Origin of the sequence: Spongiimicrobium salis, from assembly GCF_043678055.1 — a bacterium.
Taxonomy (GTDB): domain Bacteria; phylum Bacteroidota; class Bacteroidia; order Flavobacteriales; family Flavobacteriaceae; genus Spongiimicrobium; species Spongiimicrobium salis.
Window position 1 is genome coordinate 154,360 of sequence record NZ_JBHEQA010000006.1, and the last position, 19,035, is coordinate 173,394.

General features: G+C 39.5%; 18 protein-coding genes. 6 read left to right on the plus strand and 12 right to left on the minus strand.

Features of this window, described 5'->3' with window-relative positions:
• Positions 1-67: 67 nt before the first annotated feature.
• On the minus strand, positions 68-640 hold the full coding sequence (locus ACEXOE_RS20905; protein WP_394750810.1) for a Crp/Fnr family transcriptional regulator: 573 nt from the start codon (positions 638-640) through the stop codon (positions 68-70).
• A 61-nt stretch (positions 641-701) separates the two neighbouring features.
• Positions 702-1,220: a DinB family protein gene (locus ACEXOE_RS20910; protein ID WP_394750811.1), complete on the minus strand. Its 519-nt coding sequence runs from the start codon at positions 1,218-1,220 to the stop codon at positions 702-704.
• A gap of 277 nt (positions 1,221-1,497) precedes the next feature.
• Here ACEXOE_RS20910 and ACEXOE_RS20915 point away from each other — a divergent pair, with 277 nt between their 5' ends.
• From ACEXOE_RS20915 to ACEXOE_RS20925, 3 genes are all read left to right on the plus strand, one after another.
• On the plus strand, positions 1,498-2,118 hold the full coding sequence (locus tag ACEXOE_RS20915) for a Crp/Fnr family transcriptional regulator (protein ID WP_394750812.1): 621 nt from the start codon (positions 1,498-1,500) through the stop codon (positions 2,116-2,118).
• A gap of 77 nt (positions 2,119-2,195) precedes the next feature.
• Positions 2,196-3,104, plus strand: coding sequence for a YybH family protein (locus ACEXOE_RS20920; RefSeq protein WP_394750813.1), 909 nt, complete (start codon positions 2,196-2,198; stop codon positions 3,102-3,104).
• A 10-nt stretch (positions 3,105-3,114) separates the two neighbouring features.
• Positions 3,115-3,981 (plus strand): VOC family protein, encoded by an 867-nt coding sequence (locus ACEXOE_RS20925; protein WP_394750814.1) that lies wholly within the window; start codon positions 3,115-3,117, stop codon positions 3,979-3,981.
• A 72-nt stretch (positions 3,982-4,053) separates the two neighbouring features.
• On the opposite strand, the gene ACEXOE_RS20930 is transcribed toward ACEXOE_RS20925, so the two are convergent.
• Complete coding sequence (locus tag ACEXOE_RS20930; protein WP_394750815.1) at positions 4,054-6,057, minus strand: HBL/NHE enterotoxin family protein; 2,004 nt, start codon at positions 6,055-6,057, stop codon at positions 4,054-4,056.
• Positions 6,058-6,109: 52 nt separating this feature from the next.
• A complete protein-coding gene (locus tag ACEXOE_RS20935) occupies positions 6,110-7,192 on the minus strand; it encodes an HBL/NHE enterotoxin family protein (protein WP_394750816.1) in 1,083 nt (360 codons plus the stop codon).
• 301 nt (positions 7,193-7,493) lie between these two features.
• Between ACEXOE_RS20935 and ACEXOE_RS20940 the strand changes: the two genes are divergently transcribed.
• The 3 genes from ACEXOE_RS20940 to ACEXOE_RS20950 are packed head-to-tail and all read left to right on the plus strand — an operon-like array spanning position 7,494 to position 10,646.
• The gene (locus tag ACEXOE_RS20940) at positions 7,494-8,039 is read left to right on the plus strand and encodes a hypothetical protein (protein ID WP_394750817.1); all 546 of its coding nucleotides are present in this window, start codon (positions 7,494-7,496) and stop codon (positions 8,037-8,039) included.
• Positions 8,040-8,063: 24 nt separating this feature from the next.
• Positions 8,064-9,854, plus strand: a complete 1,791-nt coding sequence (locus tag ACEXOE_RS20945; RefSeq protein ID WP_394750818.1) for a sensor histidine kinase — start codon at positions 8,064-8,066, stop codon at positions 9,852-9,854.
• 24 nt (positions 9,855-9,878) lie between these two features.
• Complete coding sequence (locus ACEXOE_RS20950; protein ID WP_394750819.1) at positions 9,879-10,646, plus strand: response regulator; 768 nt, start codon at positions 9,879-9,881, stop codon at positions 10,644-10,646.
• Between the two features lie 129 nt (positions 10,647-10,775).
• Here ACEXOE_RS20950 and ACEXOE_RS20955 read toward each other — a convergent pair whose 3' ends face one another.
• The 8 genes from ACEXOE_RS20955 to ACEXOE_RS20990 form a co-directional block, all read right to left on the minus strand.
• Positions 10,776-12,428, minus strand: coding sequence for a hypothetical protein (locus ACEXOE_RS20955; RefSeq protein ID WP_394750820.1), 1,653 nt, complete (start codon positions 12,426-12,428; stop codon positions 10,776-10,778).
• Positions 12,429-13,010: 582 nt separating this feature from the next.
• Positions 13,011-13,754 carry an isochorismatase family protein gene (locus ACEXOE_RS20960; RefSeq protein ID WP_394750821.1) on the minus strand — a complete coding sequence of 248 codons (744 nt, stop codon included), beginning with the start codon at positions 13,752-13,754 and terminating at the stop codon, positions 13,011-13,013.
• Positions 13,755-13,857: 103 nt separating this feature from the next.
• Positions 13,858-14,682 (minus strand): helix-turn-helix transcriptional regulator, encoded by an 825-nt coding sequence (locus ACEXOE_RS20965; RefSeq protein ID WP_394750822.1) that lies wholly within the window; start codon positions 14,680-14,682, stop codon positions 13,858-13,860.
• Positions 14,683-14,752: 70 nt separating this feature from the next.
• Positions 14,753-15,802, minus strand: a complete 1,050-nt coding sequence (locus ACEXOE_RS20970; protein ID WP_394750823.1) for a flavin monoamine oxidase family protein — start codon at positions 15,800-15,802, stop codon at positions 14,753-14,755.
• A gap of 3 nt (positions 15,803-15,805) precedes the next feature.
• On the minus strand, positions 15,806-16,099 hold the full coding sequence (locus ACEXOE_RS20975) for a carboxymuconolactone decarboxylase family protein (RefSeq protein ID WP_394750824.1): 294 nt from the start codon (positions 16,097-16,099) through the stop codon (positions 15,806-15,808).
• A 136-nt stretch (positions 16,100-16,235) separates the two neighbouring features.
• The gene (locus ACEXOE_RS20980; protein ID WP_394750825.1) at positions 16,236-16,853 is read right to left on the minus strand and encodes a Pycsar system effector family protein; all 618 of its coding nucleotides are present in this window, start codon (positions 16,851-16,853) and stop codon (positions 16,236-16,238) included.
• Positions 16,854-16,870: 17 nt separating this feature from the next.
• A complete protein-coding gene (locus tag ACEXOE_RS20985; protein WP_394750826.1) occupies positions 16,871-17,758 on the minus strand; it encodes a DUF6268 family outer membrane beta-barrel protein in 888 nt (295 codons plus the stop codon).
• Between the two features lie 31 nt (positions 17,759-17,789).
• Positions 17,790-19,031 carry a cation:proton antiporter gene (locus tag ACEXOE_RS20990; RefSeq protein WP_394750827.1) on the minus strand — a complete coding sequence of 414 codons (1,242 nt, stop codon included), beginning with the start codon at positions 19,029-19,031 and terminating at the stop codon, positions 17,790-17,792.
• Positions 19,032-19,035: the final 4 nt, after the last annotated feature.

The following is a 19,035-nucleotide window of genomic DNA, read 5'->3' on the forward strand; positions in this document are numbered from 1 at the left end:
GGTATTATAGTATACGGTACAAAGCTCGCATAGTAATACCACAGTACACTTGATAAATATCAAGAAATCATGACACTTGTTTTTTTCGAATTCTGCTAAACGTTTCGGGCGTCATTCCTAGCATCGAAGCAATATATTGTAAAGGTACTTGATTGAACAATTCCTTGTTCTCTTGAAAAAACACATGATAACGTTCTTCAGCCGATAAGGATAAATGACCGAAAACACGATTTTCCAGCTCTGTAAAGCAGCGTACCAAAAACAATTTTTCCAGTTCATTCCATCCTTGCACCACTTTGCCAAGATTCTGATAGTCTTTTTTTGAAATACTGAAAACTTCCGTATCGCTTAGGGCTTGGATATTCCAACGTGAAGGAGTATCAAAAATAAAGCTGGAAAGATCCACGGAAAATGAACCGGCTGTAGAAATCCACTGGGTCACTTCCTTACCATCGGTCAACGCAAACATGCGTAATAGCCCCGTATGAACAAAACTTAAACTAGAAGAGTAGGCTTCCGATTTTAATAAGAACGCTCCTTTTTTTAATTTTTTTGAATGAAATAAGGTACTTATATGCTTTATCTCCACAGGGTTTTGAACAGCAAAATAGGAGGCGATATAGTTTTCAAGTGGATTCATTTGTATGGATTATGCAAAGTCATTGTATTTCAATGGTGATTATTGATCGATCTGACGATTTCTAAACTAGATTTTTTTGGAGATGTTCCTGATGGTGTCCTACATGATAGATGCTAAAATAGAGCATCTCCCTAATGGATAGTTTACCCAGAAGTGGATGGGGTATCGTTAATGCATCCAGTTCTGCTTCAGAATACTGCTGTAGGACATGGACTATAGTGTTTATGGCTTCCAAAAGAGTTGTATTTCGTTCATCCCGTTGGGTAATAGTAATGGCTTCAGGAACAAATTTCCCTGTGGCCTTTCCACCGCCTTCCAATGCTTTTTTATAGGTTTTGACCAAAGCCTCAAAATTCAAGCCGGGGCGCTCCAAAGCCCCGAATTTTTCTTGGATAAAGCCTTTATTGGGCAATACTTGGGCAAGGGGAACAACGCTTTTTACAATATGATCTAATTGCTGCCCTGCCGTCCATTTACCATGGGCAACCCTGCTAAATTCTTCAGGAGATAGTGCGTTCAAGTAGCCTGCAAATTGTTTATGACATTGGTGCAATTGAATTTGTAAGTCTTTTTTAGTCATAGTTTGTTGGTTTGTAACAGGGGAGGTCCTCTTATGATTCCCTATTGACCTCTAAGTGATAAAGATAGGAGATTAAAAGAGATCTTTAAAAAACACTATTTTTAAGAGAGAGGAAGAATGTTAAAAAACTATGGAAAACTAGGATAGGGCCATCATGGGAAAACTTGGGGCGTTTCGGTTAAAAAAAGTTTTGTCACCGTGGTCTCGGTATGGTATAAAACATCCTTCTTACTTTTGGAACCTAACTACGCACTGCGAAACAGTAATGCTATTGTAAATGATGCTTGAAAATTTTATAAAAGCCATAGGAATAACGGAAGAAGGGTTAAAAAAAGAACTTTTACAGGAATCCCATATCTCCACGCACCCGAAAGGAGCTGTAATTATTAAAAACAATCAATATATAAAGGTCCTTAAAATCGTATTGAAGGGTAAGGTGAGGGTATATCAAGAAAACGAAGAGCGAGAAATTTTGATTTATTATCTCAATGCCATGGAAACCTGTACGCTATCCTTATCGGCTTGTTTTGAGGATTGTAAAAGTACCGTAAATGCCGTAACGGAAGAGGAGAGTGTTATTTTAAACATTCCCGTTAGATGTGTACGGGATTGGAATTTTAAATACCGTTCTTGGAACGCTTTTACGATCAATACTTATAAGGATAGTTATAATCACTTGATGTACAATTATGCCAATTTGGCTTTTCAACCGTTAAAAGACCGATTATTGGCCTATCTCCAGTCCACATCGGATGGAGAGGTCATACGAAAATCGCATCAGCAATTGGCCATGGAATTGGGGACTACACGAGAAGTCGTTTCCCGATTATTGAAAAAACTAGAGGCTAACGGGGCACTTCTTCTAGGTCAAAAGGAAATTCGAATTTTAAAAAAATAGGACACTTGTGCTAAAAGTCACAGGTATCTATAAGGTATTCATATAACCTTTGTACTGTCATTAAAAAGTAGTAAAAGATGAAAAGAATACCTTATGTAATACTAACTGCATGGGTCCTATTTTTAGGATCCTGCAATGAAAAAGAGAATCCTGGGAATACCATAACACTGCCAATACAAGCTTATCAAGAACATCAACCCACGGCACATCATATAACGGCTCTGGAGGTTTTGGATGCTAGTAAGAAATGGATCGCAGCCTTTAATGCAGGAAATGCCTTTAATGCAGGAAATGCCTATGCACAAGATGCCGTAATGCAGGCTGCTCCCTTTGGAAAGAAACAAGGAAAACAGGAAATCCCCTCATTTTGGGCGGGGTTAATTGAATCTGGAGCCTCTGATTTGTCCTATTCCAATGTGGGCATTGAGGTGGTAGACGAAAAAACGGCTTTCTTGTCAGCGCATTGGCAAATGAATATTGGTACAGGCATTATCTATCAAGAGAAATGGGAAAAAGAGGAAGGACAGTGGAAATTGACCTATGATGATTTTGAAGTTTTGGAACAGTTTGAAAAACCAATGCCCAATGTTTCATCCCCTACGGGAAGCCATCAGGTACTGGAGGAAGTGATCAAGGAATCTATGGAATGGATCACTGCCTTTAATGCCCAGGATGGGGAACGATGTGGACAAGCGTATTGGGAGGAAGCTACAATGAATGCCATGCCTATTACCAGTGCTCATGAAGTTGCAGAAATTAGGAGTTTTTGGAAGCAGTTGATCTCGGATGGTGCCAAGAATTTAATTTACCACAATCCTTCCTTATCGCAGGTCGCCCCAGATAGGGTATTGCTGTCCGCTCATTGGTCTATGAATATTGGGGAAGGAAAAATTTATCAGGAAAAATGGGTGAAATCAGAAGGAAAATGGGGGTATGCCTACGATGAATTTCAAGTATTAAAATCATATTCGCAACACATCGATTAACTTTAGAGCTATGGAATTGACACATTTGCAATTGGGCATTCAAAACCCGGAAAAAACCCTTCCTTTTTACCTTGAAATTTTAGGGATGGAACAAGTTCACACTTTTAAGGAAGAAAGTAGGGTGCACCATGTACTACAATTTAGGAAAACAGGCCTAAAGTTGGAACTTGTTCATGACAAAAAATGGGAGCAATTGGAAGTCTATCAGGAGAAAAGAACGGACAATTATTGGAAGTTTAGCCTATTTGTAGCCGATATTGAAGGTGTTGGGGGTGAAATAAGAAATAAAAACCACTCCATTGGTGATGCCTATCAGTTTGGGGATATTGGCTATTTGTCCCATACCAAAGACCCTGAAAATCATCAGATCGAATTTATCCAGAAAACATTTAAATCAAAGGGAACAATTCCAATTGCAGACACTGATTTTCCGCTTAAGGAATGTCCAAATTTTGGGCTGATCACCCTTCGGTCTACGGACCCTCTAAAAAGCATTCAGTTCTATGAAACTATTTTTGATATGCAAGTGTATGTACGAATGTATGTAGATCGGGGAAATGGTTTTACCCTTTACTTTTTAGGAAAAAAAGGGTTGACTCCTCCCAGTTGGGATATGGATGCAATTGAAAATAGGGAGTGGATGTATCAACAAAAGGAAACCTTTATAGAGCTGCAATACTACTGGGGAAGCGAATACGATGCTAATTTTAAATTGGAAAAGAACAATCCTTTGGGGTATCGGGGTATGGTTTTTTGCACTACTGCTAAGGAGAAGCTAAAGTTAAAATTAGAGCAATATCGCGTGCCAATAACGACGATTTATAAGGGAAAACTACAGCTGACAAGTCCGGATGGACATCAAATTCAGATAGTTTAAAGAATTACTTTGAAACATATAGGTTGGAGAATCCAGTATCAGGATTCTCCAACCTTATTTGGATGCGGCACTTTAGGATACATCCATTTTTAGGGTTTTTAACTCATGAATAGCTGTGGTAAGATATAATTGAGCTTGTGTGGTATTGGAATTCTTCAAGTCGTTCATAATGTTGGTAATGTCTCCAGAAAGAAAACCAATAGCATTTTTTATGCCGGACAATTGTTGAATGATCTTGGTAAAATAATCGTTCATGGCATTGATACTAATGAGCAACAATTTTATGGAAGCAATTTGTGCGTGTAAACTGTTTTCCTGAGCCTCTAGATTGTTGGCCTTTTCTGTCCAGGAAATAATAAAACCCAGAGCGATGCCCAAACCAACGAGCCCTAAGGGACCTAAAGCCAGAAAATAGAGCTTTCGTTTGGTGTAGAAATCAATTTTTTTCGAGGCAATGGCTGCCTTGGTTTTTAAATCGATTATTTTGTTCTTAAAGCCTTGTTCCATGGCATCCAATTGTTTGCTAAGATGTAACATTTGGACCTTCGTATCCTGTATGCTGGCTGCTGGCCTTTTTATGGAACTTTCCAATTGCAGGGCACCTTTGTGGACTTCATCGATGAGTGAAACTACTTGACTGGTATGATGCGGATTCTTTTTTAAATCCTCCAATGCCTTCTCTAAATTTGGAATGGCCGATGTTGCATAAGGCAACACCTGTTTTTGTATCATCTTCAAATGGGAAATATCAGCACCAATGATTTTTTTGGATAACTGTCGGATTCCTTTTGCCGAAGCAGGAAGATTTACGAGATTCCCTAATTGCTTCACTAAAGTATCCAGGTTGGACATTAAAAGTGAAAAGATTTTTTTAGGAACGGATTTTACTTTATCGGGAAGTTCATGTGCTGGGTGATCTTCAACATGGATTGCCATGGTCCGCATAGGGTGAATTGGGGCTACTGTATGACCTTTTTCCAGTTGTTTCAGGTATGTGTTTACTGTTTCTCCTTTGGGCAATACTTTAGAACTGACCCCCGCCATTTGATCTTTGATAATTTTAATTTCGGACAATAAGGTTTTGATATCAGTGTTGGCTTCCTTTAAAAATAAGGTCCTTACCTGACCTTCCGTAATAATTCCGGAGTGAAGGTCATCGATGAGGTTTTCCAAATCATCTGCAATGGTTTGCCAGGTATTTTCCATAAGATCGGCAGCAGCAACTGCCTTTTTAAGCTGATTGCTCAACAAATTGTATGCGCTATCAATTCCAGTCACTAGATTAACTTCAGAAGTCAAAGAGGACTTTTCTTCCAATAATTCTGCTTTTTGGTTATACGAGCTTGCCAAGGTGACAATAGTACCGGTTTCTGCACCAACCCCTGCAACAACCATGACCACTCCTCCAACAACGAGCTCAGGATTCGTGCCTGCAGTAACGAAATCGGCAATAGCGCCAACGGCAATGGTTACAACGCCACCTAAAATATCCAAACCTTCAAAAACAGAGGCTGTTATGGCTCCTGCGATCGTTGTATCAATATGACTCAGTTCAGATTTTATTTTATCGAGTTCTCCCTGGTCACCGTTGACCAGTTGATTCAATCTGGAAACTATTTTGGAAAAAGCTTGTGAATCGTCCCGTAAATTAGTGTCCAAAGATTGCAGCTGGCTTACAATTTTTCGGGATTCTCGCTGACTTTTTTCAGAGAACTGTTTAAGGGCTTGTAGTTCCTTCAACCATTGTGAAATGGTACTTCCTGGAGGAAGCGTTGTTGGAACGCTACTGTAGAGCGTACAGTAATTATCCAGACCGCTAAGAGAACTCAATAAGGCCGGACTGATGACGTTCAAAAAGGTAGTGCCATGACTTTTCGCTTGGGCCAAACTCGTATTAATTTCTGTGGAAATGGCCTTTAATTTAGGATCGGCAGAAAAATCTACCTGTGCCTGTTGTAATACGCTATTGCAATAGGCTTGGAGCACCAACCCTTGGGATAAGGTCTTTTTAGAGACCATTCCTAAATTCTTTACATTGCCGGAAGTGACCGGCTTTTTTTTCGTTAAAGTGTTCATCGTTTTAAATTTTTAAATGGTGATAATGAAATTTTTTTGCCTCGATGGCTATTTAGGCGGCATGGGAATGGGCAAATTTTTCCACAAACTTCCCTAAATTGTGATTTCCGGTAGATGCTACGTTTACCCCTGCCATCTGGGCTTTTATGGTTTGGATATCGCTCTGTATTTTGGGAACGGTTTGATGGGCTCCAGTTAAGAATAAACTTCTTAAGGCATCCGTGGAGGTAATTCCTTTATGCAGGTCAGCCGCCATATTGCCCAGGTCCGCACTTAAGCTTCCCCAAGCATTTTTCATTTGGGTCGCAGCGGTCATGCTCGATTTCAGTTGGTTGCTCATCTGAGAATAAGCACTGCTGATGCCCAGAGCAAGGTTGACTTCGTGCTTTAAGCTCGATTTTTCCTGAAGTAAGGCGGCCTTTTCCTTATAGAGATTTGCCAAGGTAATGGCCGATGCCACTTCCCCTCCAATACCTACGGCCAATACAGCGACTCCTCCAACAATTAAAGGAGTAGTGGTCCCCGCCGTAACAAAATCGGCTATACCTCCAACAGCGATCATGAAGGATCCACCAACTATGGCAAGGCCACTGAGTACAGTTCCTGAAATGGCTCCGGCTATTTGTCCATCAATTTTGTCCGCGCTGGAAGAAAGGTCCTTTAAAACCCCATTGTCCCCACCTACGGCTGCATTTAATTTGGTGACGATATCCGTAAAGGTGGCGGCATCTTTTCCAAGGTTACTGTTCAATGTGGACAGCTCATTTACAATACCGTTGCTCTCTGCTTCATAGGTAATTGCAGCTTGTTGCAAGGCTTTAAGGATACCCAACCATGTTTTTTTTGAACTTCCCTTGGGGCAAGCAATGGGAACGTTGCCATAGAGCGAATAATAATTGTCAATGTTTGAAATGTTCTTGATGATTGAAGGTTGAATCACATTTAAATAGTGGTTGGAATGCTTTTGGGCGGTGGCAAGGCCAGTATTGATCTCTTTTTGGAAACTGGCCAAATGTGGCAATTTTTTGAAGTCCACTGTGGGTTGTGTTAAAACGCTGTTGCAATAGGTCTGAATCGTTAAACCTTGCGAGACTTGATCTTTGGCCGGAGCCATGGTTGGATCTTTGTGTGTCATAATCTTAAGTTTTAAAATGAATAATTGTTTTGTGTGATTTAAAAGTGACCTTTTTATCGGGAGAAGGAAAAGAGATTATGTGAATGCATCCTTTTTTTGAGCCGAGCTATACAATTGTTGAGTCAAGGGTTACTGGAAAGGAAGAGCAAACTTCTAGCAGGTGAAGCAATATTGCATTGTAAGAATTAATTTTAAAAAAATATTCATAAAAACCCCTATTTTTTTAGTACATTATGAATTCAAGATGAAAGAAAATACATCATTTTGAAACTGCCAAAAACCAACCTAAATACCAATCAAAATGAAAATTGTACTAAGTGAAGACAAGAAGATCACTTTTTTAATTCATGAGCAACGACTTTATGAAGCTCTCTTAAACTGTGACCTGGGTGTGGGGACCTCTTCATTCCCCATAACGATAGACGGTTTTGTAACCATCAACGATCCTGAATTATACGAATTCTTACCAGGAGAGACCATCACCATGAAATTTGCCGAACAACAGCCCAATCCCGTATTGGATTTCCAAGTGGTAGGATGTAAGCTTAATAATGTTGGACAGGATTTTAACAAGGCGGCTATTGTACAATTAGATCCCTGGAAAGGGATTTTTGTTGAGGACACCGTCCATATTAAATACCTCCCTGATGGTTCTCTTTTTATTACTCCCGTAGCCGATAGCTGTTCCATTAGTATTCCAAGAGAAGAAGAACCTTATGCGGCTACTCGGGAAAGCTATATTTGCTATAGTATTATATTTTCAGCAGTAGTTTCCCAGAATAAGCTGACACGTACCTATTATTTTCAGATAGACCCTTTGATTAAGATTACTTCTGGCGGTAGATAAAAATGGCTTGTAAATGATATTCAGATGAAGATTTCGGTAAGAGATAAACATTGCCTTTTCCTTTTGCTGTTTCATGCTAGTATGGTGTTTTCCCAGAATGTTCACCGAACAGATAGCCTGCTAAAAGTATTGAAGCAGGATGGACTTCCGCAAAAGAATAGGGCAGAATTAATGATCGATATTGCCTATGATCATACGGCATTGGATAGTGCGGCCTATTATGCTCAACAGGCACTGGAGATTTCAAGAGCGATCAACGCTCCTGTACTAGAGGCACAGGCTTGGGAGGAAATCGGAGCCATTGAACAGCGTTTGGGAAATAAGGGAGCTTCACTAGAGGCTATTTTTAAGGCGCTTCAATTGTACGATTCCTTAAAATTGAAGGAAAATCAAGCGGCTTCTTATGCCCAAATAGCAGGGTATTACATCGGTGAAACGGACTATGCCCAAGGAGTAGACTATTTGAAGAGAGCAGCTGGGGTGTATAGCGAAATGAAAAATAATTTGTATGAGACTTTAACCCTGATCAATATAGGGGAAGCCTATCGACTTTCAGGAAAGTTGGATGATGCAGAAAACACTTTTGTGAAGGTATTACAGCTAAATCAGTCTATTCAAGACAGGGCCATAGAAGGATATACTTTGGGTAATCTGGGAATGGTATATGCTGATCAAGGCCGTATAAAAAAAGCAAAACAAAAACTTAATGCCGGTATTGGGATTGTTGACGATTTGGGCGATGGGTATTCCACTTCCATATATTTAGCCGAGTTGGGTACTATATACCAAAAAGAAAAAGAATGGGACTTGGCCGAAGAAAATTTTTTGTTGGCCCTAGCAATGGCCAAGCAATCTGAGTTAAAAGAACAGATTAGGGATTTCAGTAGGTTATTGGTGGGTTTTTATGAGGTACGCGAGCGGTATTCGGAAGCCCTGAGGTATCAAAAATTGTATCAGCAATATCAGGATAGCATCGTGAATAAAGAAAATATCCAAAAGGAAGAACAACTTAAAGCCGGATATGAAATAAATAAGAGAGAATCGGAAATAGGACTGTTGAATAAGGTCAATACCAATCAAAAGAGAATGGTAATCGTATTAATAGTTGGAATCCTGCTCGTTCTCTACATTGCTTATTTGCTCCAAAAAGCGAACAAAAGAAAAAAGAAGACAAATGAAGTATTATCCCAACAAAAAGAAACCATAGCCAAAAGAGAACAAGAAAAAACCTTGCTGTTGCATGAGCTAAATCATAGAACAAAGAATAACCTTCAAATGATTTCCGGACTTCTTAATCTTCAGAGTAGAACGCTTCAGGGACATCCGGCGAAAGAGGCCATTTTATCAGGGAAGTATCGCGTAGAAGCATTGTCTTTGGTCCATCGGAAATTATATCAAGATGGAATAGAAACAAAGATACTTTTGGAAGACTATATTAAAGATTTGGTGCTTGGACTCTTTCAGGCCTATGGAACTGTTTGTAAACCCTATTTTAAGATTCCTCGAATCAGTATCAATGTAGATGCTGCTGTCCCACTTGCATTGATTCTTAATGAAATGGTCATTAATGCGTTGAAATATGCATATACGAAAGTAGAACAACCCGAACTTCATATTTTGGTGGAAAAGGAAGCGGGAGGCTTTTTGCAAGTAGAAGTGGTAGATAACGGAATTGGTTTTGTAGCTAAAAAAACCACTACGAATAACGCTTTTGGACTCAAATTGGTTACTTCCCTTATTGAGCAATTAGAAGGTACCCTTGAAAAAATAAATGTGACGGGAACACATTGGAGGATGCATCTAAAATTGAATTGAAGTAATAATGATCGAATAGAAATTATGGATACCCAAGCAATACGGCCTAAAATATTGATTGTGGAAGATGAGATTATTCTGGCACAGGATATTAAAAACAGATTAACCGATAACAATTACCAGGTTGTTGGTTTGGTATCCTCTATGGATAAGGCCTTGGAATGTATTGAAGCCCATCCTGATATCGATTTGATTCTGATCGATATTGTATTGAAAGGGAAAGGAGATGGGATCGCACTGGCGGAACAAATTAATACGAAGTATCAAATACCTTTTATTTTTTTAACGTCGCATTCCAATGATGCAATCATTGAGCGCGCCAAGAAGGTAAGGCCCTATGCTTATATTTTGAAACCATTTAATGATAGGCAAGTGAATATTGCCATAGCCTTGGCCTTATTGAATTTTTCCAACAACAAGCTACAAAAAACCATAGGGAATCAAGAGTTCAAAACAGAAAAGGCCCATGTGCTGCATATAAAGGATAGTTTGTTCCTTAAAAAAAATCATCATTTTGAGCGGGTCCCCTTACGCCAAATTTTATTTCTTCGGGCCGATAGCAATTACTGCACGATACATACAAAATTGGGACAATTTATGTACTCCACGGTCCTTAAAAATATAGAGGCACAACTGCCGATGGAGCAATTCTTGAGAACGCATCGAAGCTATGTAGTGAATATACAGGCCGTGAATGGTTTTGAGGGAAATATGCTCTTTATAGACAATGAGAAAATTCCCGTAAGCAAGACATTCAAGGAAAATGTTTTTAGACATTTTCAAACCATTTAAGAAGAGGCCTTCCACTTCAAAAATCAGTATTCGGAAATTTCGGGTGCTATAAAAAAACTCGACCAAACTCTGTGAAAAGATTGGCCGAGGATAAAGGATAACTAAACTAAACTATTGTTGACTATTCTCTTATTGCAGTACAAAATCATCAAATAAGAAAGTACCTGCGGTCTGCCCTCCCGGATCTACAAATAAGGTAAGTTGACTGAACTGTCCGTCTGGAACATTAGGCTCTCCAAAACCAGAGTTTCCATCTAAGAACGTATTTGTCGCTGTATTAAAATCAAAGCTCAATAGTTCCCATCCAGAGCCGGTATGGGCGGCATTTACTTCCACTTGTCGTTCTCCATTGACACCGTTGTTGGCTTGAAGCCTAACAGAAACGGCAACTTCGGAATACATTAGCATACTTATTGTTTTTGCATCGGTGCCAAAATCTACTGGAGTGGTCAAATCAATACTCGCTCCTTCAAAATCTGCACCACTATTGGTCAATGCGCCTACCAAAGTTTCTGCGGTATTGGCACCTGAAAGGAACGGATTGGTCACAATTTCATAAGTAGCTCCATTAAAAGCACCGACTGGTATGGCCGGATCCTCATCAAACGTAAGGATACTTACGGGCATTGGCGTATTTCCACCTCCATTATCATTTCCACTTCCCATCAATTCAATATCGTCAAATAAGAAGGTGCCGGTTGTCTGTCCTCCCGGATCCACAAATACGGTTAATTGATTAAACTGTCCATCTGGAACATTAGGCTCTCCAAAACCGGAGTTTCCATCCAGAAAGGTGTTGGTGGCCGTATTAAAATCAAAGCTTAGCATTTCCCATCCAGAACCGGTATGGGCAGCGTTAACTTCTACCTGGCGTTCTCCGTTGACACCATTATTGGCTTGCAAGCGAACGGATACTGCTACCTCGGAATACATTTGCATGGTAATGGTTTTTTCCGCACCCCCAAAATCTACCGGGGAAGTCAAATCAATACTGGCTCCTTCAAAATCTGCACCACTATTGGTTAAAGCTCCTACTAAGGATGCCGTCGGGTTTGAACCGGAAAGAAAGGGGTTGGTCACAATTTCATAAGTAGCTCCGTTGAAAGCACCAACAGGTACTGCGGGATCTTCATCAAAATTGACCAAAACTACATTAGGAACAAAAGCGGCTCCTTCGATCATAACAGTTTCTGTCACTTCTGAAGTCTGATCTCGTGAACCCCGACCTATTATTCTCAAATCATAACTACCTCCTCCGGGATACACATGGGTTGTAGATTCTCCTGCGGCAATAGTAGTTGGCATTTCATCGGCTACGTCACCAAAAAAGATATCAAAACTTACCGCCAAATCTGCAGTAGGGCTAACGGTAATCTCATTAGGATTCTCTTCAGAAATGACGAAATTGGAAGCAATATTGATGACTTCATCCAATGAAACGGTGGCAGTTTGTGAAATTTCTTCACTGACCAATCCGGTAGGGCCCATGGCCAAAATACGAATGGTGTAGGTACCAGCTACTTCATAAACATTGCTTGCAACATTATTGTTTCCTACGGTCACAGGAGTTTCATCGGCAGATTCACCGAAAAAGACTTGAAAAGAAGCAGCGCCTTCTGCAGCAGGGGAAACATTTACCGTTCCTGTATTGTCAACAGGAATATCAATAGTAGCGGTCAAATTAGCGGGAGCGGTTCCCTCTACCAAGATAGCATTGAACTCATCATCGCTACACGAATAGAATGCGGTAATGGCCAAGAAGAATACCAATAATTGTTTCATAGTTTTCATTTTACTTTCTAAGAATTTATATTAATGTATTAAGATTAAAGGTTTGATTACCAAAGTGTATTTTTTTGATGACCACAACAGGAATAAAGCCTCACTTTTTATGCCTTGTGTCTACCCAAAAAATACTGTTGGTATTCTGCAATTATGGAATGTACAATTTATTTTTAATCACGGGCCTCCAATGCAACAAATTTGCTAGGAATTGCTTCATTTGTTATAGAATTGTCAATGTCCGTTGAGGTCAGTGTTTACCGTGTGTTTGTGAAATATTTAAGAAGAAGTGATTCCATCAAAAGGTATAAGTGAACAAGATGGTAGCTCCAAAAAAATAGACGAAAAAGTGCATTTAAAATGGGTTAAAACCCTCTCCTTTTTGAAAGAGAAAAAGATGAGGTAATGCTTCTTGGGATTTCCGATAACTTGAGTTGTTGTACACGGATTTTTTTGAAACTTGGGTAGTTTTGGTATGGGGCAATTGATGGAAGAAGTCACTGGTAAATCGAAATAAAAAAGTGCCAGCATGATTACCGACACTTTTCCTTACAAAAACTAAACTACAATTAAGATATCGTATTATTTTTTTGCTTTAATATTGGCTGCTTTAACTTCTTTGACGATTTCGTCTGTAGTATACACATGACTTGCGATCATTTGAAAGTTCACCACAGCAGCTTCATAGGCGTTCATTCCTGGTAAGATAGCTCCAGCAGTGGCATCCTTTACTACAGAAACCCGAAAACCTTCTTCTACCAAGTCACGCATATGGGATTCTGTACAAAGATTGGCAGACATACCGGCCAATATGATGTTCTCATACCCCATTTTGCGCAATTGCAAAGAAAGATCATTGGATTCTGGTCCATATACTTTATGTGGACTGGTTATGACTACATTGTCCCCGTCAATGTATTTTTTATAACGCTCCAACCAATCTGCACCTGATTTTTCGAATCCTTCTGTAGTCAATTCCCCTTTTCGATCAAACATATTGATTTTGTGCATTAGCGCTTCCAAAGCCCCTTCTATTTTCCAATCATGATCGTGCTCGTAATAATAATGGGGAGAAACAAAAACTTTCATTCCTTTTTCCTTGGCCACTTTAAATAGCGCTTCTAGATTTTCCACGGTATTGTTTGCCTTTACACTTTCTCCAACAACGCCCCAGGTGACTCCGTCAGGACTTAGAAAATCATTTTGTGGGTCTGTAATGACAATGGCCGTACGACTATTTACCGTAAATCCAGGATCGGGTAATTGTGCAAAAAGACCAGTTATACCTAACAAAAATGCTACAAATGTTCCTTTTAAATTTTTCATCTTAATTTGTTTTAAATTGTTATTAATTCTTTTCTGATACAAATATGGGATAAGAACAAAAGGAGTGGGTAGGTAAGTATTCCCGAAGTGTTGGCAATTTTTCCTACCCCTGATTCTCTCGGAAATCTGATGGGGAAACACCTTCGTGTTTCTTGAAAAAACGGCTGAATGCTTGGATATCGTCATATCCTATTTTATAACCAATTTCCTTAATTTGAAGATCGGAATAGCGCAAAAGTCTTCTAGCTTCCAACATTTTTCTGTCATGAATGTATTGCAAGGGGGTCTTTGCACCAATTTTTGAAAAGATATTGGATAAGGTTTTTGGGGATTTATGCAAAAGTTCTGCATATTCCGATAAGCTGTGCTTACTGCTAAAATATTGTTCTACGAGGAAATTGAAATCCCGAACGATATCTGAAGCAGATTTTTCCCTCGGGTAATTCTCCTGAATCTTGTAGAGACGCGCGCATAAAATGAGATAACGTTTCAACATCATTTGCAGCATTTCTATTTGCAAGTTATCGTCTGATTGCATTTCGATTCCAAACATTTTCCAAAGGATATCAAATTTTTCCTGCTCTTCCACAGGGATGGAAATCAAGGGCAATTGTGACGCTCCAAAAAATAACATTCCCTTGCAACCTACTTCATCATCGTGGTCTAAAATGCAATAAAAAGGCCTGTTGAAACGTAAAAAACGTATGGTTTCAATGTTTTTGGGGACAACTTCGTGAAATTCGGTATAAAAGATAATTTGGTTCTTATGAAACGTATGCCTTTTGCCATCGATGACAAAGGTGTTGGGACCAGACTCAAACCACAAAACGGTAAGGCTGCTTTCTATGCGTTCCGAAATAACATTGCAATTGGAAGAAGTGAGCGTCTCCAATTGCAAGTATTCTTTTATGTTGCCTAGGAATTTCATTATTTTTTAAGGGAGTTGGCGATTCTAAACGGTGTTTTGTATATATGAATAAAACACTGTTCCTCTCCATTTAGTCGGTCGCAAGTAATTTCTTTACAACGCTGCGCCCACTATATACGGCCCCATCCATATAACCCCCATGGATGGGAGAAGTTTCGGCACCACAGAACCACAGCTTTTCGTTAAAATAAGGGCTTTGAAATACAGGATTCCCGTACTGTGGCATATGATAGGTTCCTTTGAATTTTTCTGGGAAGGTAAAAGGATCTTCAGACCAGTCCTTTTCTTCATAACTATGGTATTGTCGCACCTCTTTTCCAAAGTGTTCTTCTAGATGACCCAAGATAAGTTCTTTTCTTTTTTCCGGGTTTTCATAACGCATTTGTTCATTGACAAACCCCATGAGTGCAAATGAAGTATCCAAAGCATTGGAATGATCGTAGAGTTCGGTAGTTGGGCCTACTTGCCCCATAATGATTCCCGAATATCCCTTTTCTCTCCAGAAAGCTTGTTCAAAAGTCAAGCCCACTTTAATGGCGTTTCCCATCCAGGTGTGTGTGTTTTCCATGGCATATTGGAGGGAAGGGGGTAAAAGGGGGGTGTATGCAATACAACTTGCCAACTGCGGGGGCAAGGTGACGATTACTTTTTCGGCGGTATAATGTTGTTCTTGTGTAGTAATGGAAACGCCAGTGGAGGTAGCTGTTATGGCATGTACTACAGCGCCCAGTACCATATTTTTTTCTAGAGGTTCGGCCAATCTATTTAGCAATGAGATGGAACCACCGGCAAAGCGATATGCCGATGGACCATTGGGATCACTTTCAAAATAATGGGCAGGAGCTGTGGGACTATAGGTGAGAATACCGGTGCCTTTGGCATACTGCGGAAAACTATTGATGTTCAGCGTATTTGCCAAATCAACAAGATGTTCATGATAGTTTTGAAACCAGGTTGCACCCAGGTCTATGCCCTGATGGGTATGTATTCTTCCGCCAATTCTATTTCTTGCTTCTAGAATTGTAAAGTCGCGCTCATTCTGATTGTAGAGTGTATACCCAGCAGTAAGACCAGATAGTCCAGCACCTACAATAATATATTTTGAATGCGTTTTTTGCATCGTTTATTCCATTAAATGCGTTCCATGCACTACGGCTGCCCCTGCACGCAAGGCTGCAGCTACAAAGGTAACTTCTGCCAATTCTTCTGGCGTAGCCCCTGCTTCAATGGCATGTTTTTTATGAATCTCCAGGCAGTAGGGACATTGGGTCGTTAAGGCCACGGCTATGGCCATCAATTCTTTATATTTTTTGGGAATGGCACCTTCTGCCAAGGCAGCTTGATCTAAGGCTTGAAAAGCACTCATGGAAGCTGCGGCGTTTTTTCCTAAATTACCCAACTTTGTTAGGTTTTTCATATCATACATAATCTTTGCTATTTTATAGTAATAGCTGCAAAATTCTGCGTATTCTTTGATTTAAAATGGCAAACTAACGAAAACTAATGGTAAACTAAAGAAGCAGATTCGTTTCTGTGCTATTATCCCCGTATCTTCAGGAAAAGAATCCACTAAAAAGGAGATGGCACATAATAAATGCAAGAACAGAGAGGATGATACCAACTAAAAAAATGGTGAATGACCTTCGCAAGAGTTTAAATTTTCTGTTCATGGTCTTTCCAAGATGATAGGCATCCTTGGCAATAACGGTATATAATTCGTCACCTTCGTTCATTAAACCCATTAATTGGTCTACATAATCTTGTTCTTTCATTTCATGAAAATTTCCATAAAACAGAAGATTATTGGCCCTGGTCTCGCCATGCGTAAGTTCTGGACGGGTAGATAGCACCGCATAGGCAATGGATATGAGGTTGGTACCCAGAATTAGGATGACAGGATAAATTAAGTGTGGATCGGTATCCAATTGATTTAAGACGGTTCCCAAAACGATGGATAAAATCAATGCGTTGATCGAAATCAATATATTTGATTTCCTGTCGATCATCGTATTTAAGGTGTATTGGTTTTTAGAGAGCAACCTAAATAAAGTTTCTACGCCCCGTTCGGCCCTAGGTTCTATTTTGGACAATTTTTTCTTTAATCGTTTTAGGCCCTCCTTATCCACGGCCAATTCTTCCATCAAGTAGCGTTCTTTTTCTTTTTTGGACATTTCCATAGCCTTATCTTTTAGATTTTAAAACGGATACCACTTCGTACGTACACTTTATTCTGATTGTCCAATTGTGAAATGGTATTTTGGTCACGATCCCGCAATTGTACTCTGTTATTAAAGATATAGGCACTATTGGCAAAGAATTCAATATGATCGGAAAATTTATACTCGTATTGCAATCCACTTACAATAACCGACAAGCGAAATCTATTGGCTTCATCTTGCCCGTTGACCAATAGATCTTCCTGTATATTGGAAGTGAATCCGTCCAGCTGGGCAAACCATTTTAAACGTGATTTCTCCGAAATATGATATTGTAGGTTTGCTCTCGGTACACCGATATTATACGACCAATGGGAATGAAATTTTCGATAATAGCTTATGAAGGGAATAGGGAAAGGGATTCCTCTATTTTGCGCATAGGAAACCCCAAGAATAAGACGATACGGTTTTTTTATGGTAGCATCTTCTTTTTTGTCCTTGATGAAGACGATATCCGTAGAAAAAACGGCATCGTCCAGCCGAATGGCCCGAGCGGACAAATTAGAACTGAAACCCGGAGTAATTCTAGCCCCAAATCGCCAATCTTTATTTAGTTTAAAGGTATAGGAAATATTAAAATCCAATAATTTGAACTCTTGCAACTGAGTTTGATCAAAACCAGGAGTCTCTTTATTAAAGTTAAGGTCAATTTTACTGTAATCAAGACCTAAGAAAAGGTAGGCGTCCTCTTTTAATTTTATGGGGTAATTGAACAAGGCTCTTAAACGAGTGTATTCCTTATCTGATTTTCCTGCCGGGATATAGGTGTAATCTATTCGGGCAATATCCGATAACTGCGCCGTGGAAACTATAGTACATACTAGGGTTACAATAAAAAATAATACAATCTTCAATTTCATTGGCAAAACCCTTTTTAGGGATAATATAAGGTTAGGAGTATATCTTTTTGGCAAGCTTCCCAATACTAAGACCTTGCACAATGATGGAGAATAATACAACAACGAAGGTAATATACAGAATTATTTCCGAAGAAGGAGCATCTCCCAAACTTAAAGCCAATGCTATGGAAATTCCACCTCGGAGTCCACCCCAAGTTAATATGATTACTGTTTTAAGGGGACTGCTTTCGGGATGCTTCAACAAGGAATACGGAAGGAATACGGAAACGAAACGGGAAACCAAAACAATAAAGATGGCAATACCTCCTAAAATGAGGTAGGTGGTATTAAATTCCAATAAATGTATGGACAATCCAATAAGGACAAACAAAATACCATTAAAGACATCATCCAATACTTCCCAAAAATCATTCAACAGCTTGCGTGTAGCCCCCTTATTTGTCGCTACATTGAGTTTGTTGCCAATAATTATTCCTGCAACGACCATCGCCAATGGCCCAGATACATGAATAATGGAAGTAATGGCATAGCCCCCCATGACGATCGCAAGGCTGATCATTACGGCCAACTGCGGATTTTCTTCAATAGATTTAATACTGAAATAACCAATGAATCCCAAAAGAGCACCATACAGCAAGCCTCCCACGGCTTCCTCTAAAAAGAGTTTGCCTATTTCTAGCCCTATACCACCTTCTACATGGTGTTCCCCCATTCCGGTTATAATCAAAACACCGGAAAATACCACTACGCCAATACCATCATTGAACAAAGATTCTCCTTCAATTTTGATGCCTAAACTTTTAGCAATATTTGCTTTTTTAAGAATGGCCATAACAGCAATAGGATCCGTAGGAGAAATTAAAGCGCCAAAAAGTAAGGCATGAATGAATGGAAAATCAATATTCAAAGTCATAGCGGCGACATAGATCAAGCCCCCAATAAGAAAAGTTGAGATCAATACTCCTAGAGTGGCAAATAACAAAACCGATTTTTTTTCCTTGGCCAGTTCCTCAATATTTACGTGTAGCGCCCCTGCGAAAAGAAGGAAACTCAGTATACCGTCAAAAAGAAGACTTTTAAAATCGGTATCTCTAACAATATTGCAGAAAAAAAGGTAAAAGTTGGGAAAGATATGTTCACTTAAGGTAATCAGAATAATGGTAATCAAACTCATGATCATTAAACCTATGGTAGTCGGCAGTTTTAACCATTTGTAATTGATAAAACTAAAAAGGGCGGCAATGGCAAAGATGATACTGAAAGACTGTAACATAGGT

Bases quoted from the DNA above. Each gene is read 5' to 3' on its own strand.
- ACEXOE_RS20905 (WP_394750810.1), bottom strand. From the start codon at position 640: ATGAATCCACTTGAAAACTATATCGCCTCCTATTTTGCTGTTCAAAAC.
- ACEXOE_RS20910 (WP_394750811.1), bottom strand. From the start codon at position 1,220: ATGACTAAAAAAGACTTACAAATTCAATTGCACCAATGTCATAAACAA.
- ACEXOE_RS20915 (WP_394750812.1), top strand. From the start codon at position 1,498: ATGATGCTTGAAAATTTTATAAAAGCCATAGGAATAACGGAAGAAGGG.
- ACEXOE_RS20920 (WP_394750813.1), top strand. From the start codon at position 2,196: ATGAAAAGAATACCTTATGTAATACTAACTGCATGGGTCCTATTTTTA.
- ACEXOE_RS20925 (WP_394750814.1), top strand. From the start codon at position 3,115: ATGGAATTGACACATTTGCAATTGGGCATTCAAAACCCGGAAAAAACC.
- ACEXOE_RS20930 (WP_394750815.1), bottom strand. From the start codon at position 6,057: ATGAACACTTTAACGAAAAAAAAGCCGGTCACTTCCGGCAATGTAAAG.
- ACEXOE_RS20935 (WP_394750816.1), bottom strand. From the start codon at position 7,192: ATGACACACAAAGATCCAACCATGGCTCCGGCCAAAGATCAAGTCTCG.
- ACEXOE_RS20940 (WP_394750817.1), top strand. From the start codon at position 7,494: ATGAAAATTGTACTAAGTGAAGACAAGAAGATCACTTTTTTAATTCAT.
- ACEXOE_RS20945 (WP_394750818.1), top strand. From the start codon at position 8,064: ATGAAGATTTCGGTAAGAGATAAACATTGCCTTTTCCTTTTGCTGTTT.
- ACEXOE_RS20950 (WP_394750819.1), top strand. From the start codon at position 9,879: ATGGATACCCAAGCAATACGGCCTAAAATATTGATTGTGGAAGATGAG.
- ACEXOE_RS20955 (WP_394750820.1), bottom strand. From the start codon at position 12,428: ATGAAACAATTATTGGTATTCTTCTTGGCCATTACCGCATTCTATTCG.
- ACEXOE_RS20960 (WP_394750821.1), bottom strand. From the start codon at position 13,754: ATGAAAAATTTAAAAGGAACATTTGTAGCATTTTTGTTAGGTATAACT.
- ACEXOE_RS20965 (WP_394750822.1), bottom strand. From the start codon at position 14,682: ATGAAATTCCTAGGCAACATAAAAGAATACTTGCAATTGGAGACGCTC.
- ACEXOE_RS20970 (WP_394750823.1), bottom strand. From the start codon at position 15,802: ATGCAAAAAACGCATTCAAAATATATTATTGTAGGTGCTGGACTATCT.
- ACEXOE_RS20975 (WP_394750824.1), bottom strand. From the start codon at position 16,099: ATGAAAAACCTAACAAAGTTGGGTAATTTAGGAAAAAACGCCGCAGCT.
- ACEXOE_RS20980 (WP_394750825.1), bottom strand. From the start codon at position 16,853: ATGTCCAAAAAAGAAAAAGAACGCTACTTGATGGAAGAATTGGCCGTG.
- ACEXOE_RS20985 (WP_394750826.1), bottom strand. From the start codon at position 17,758: ATGAAATTGAAGATTGTATTATTTTTTATTGTAACCCTAGTATGTACT.
- ACEXOE_RS20990 (WP_394750827.1), bottom strand. From the start codon at position 19,031: ATGTTACAGTCTTTCAGTATCATCTTTGCCATTGCCGCCCTTTTTAGT.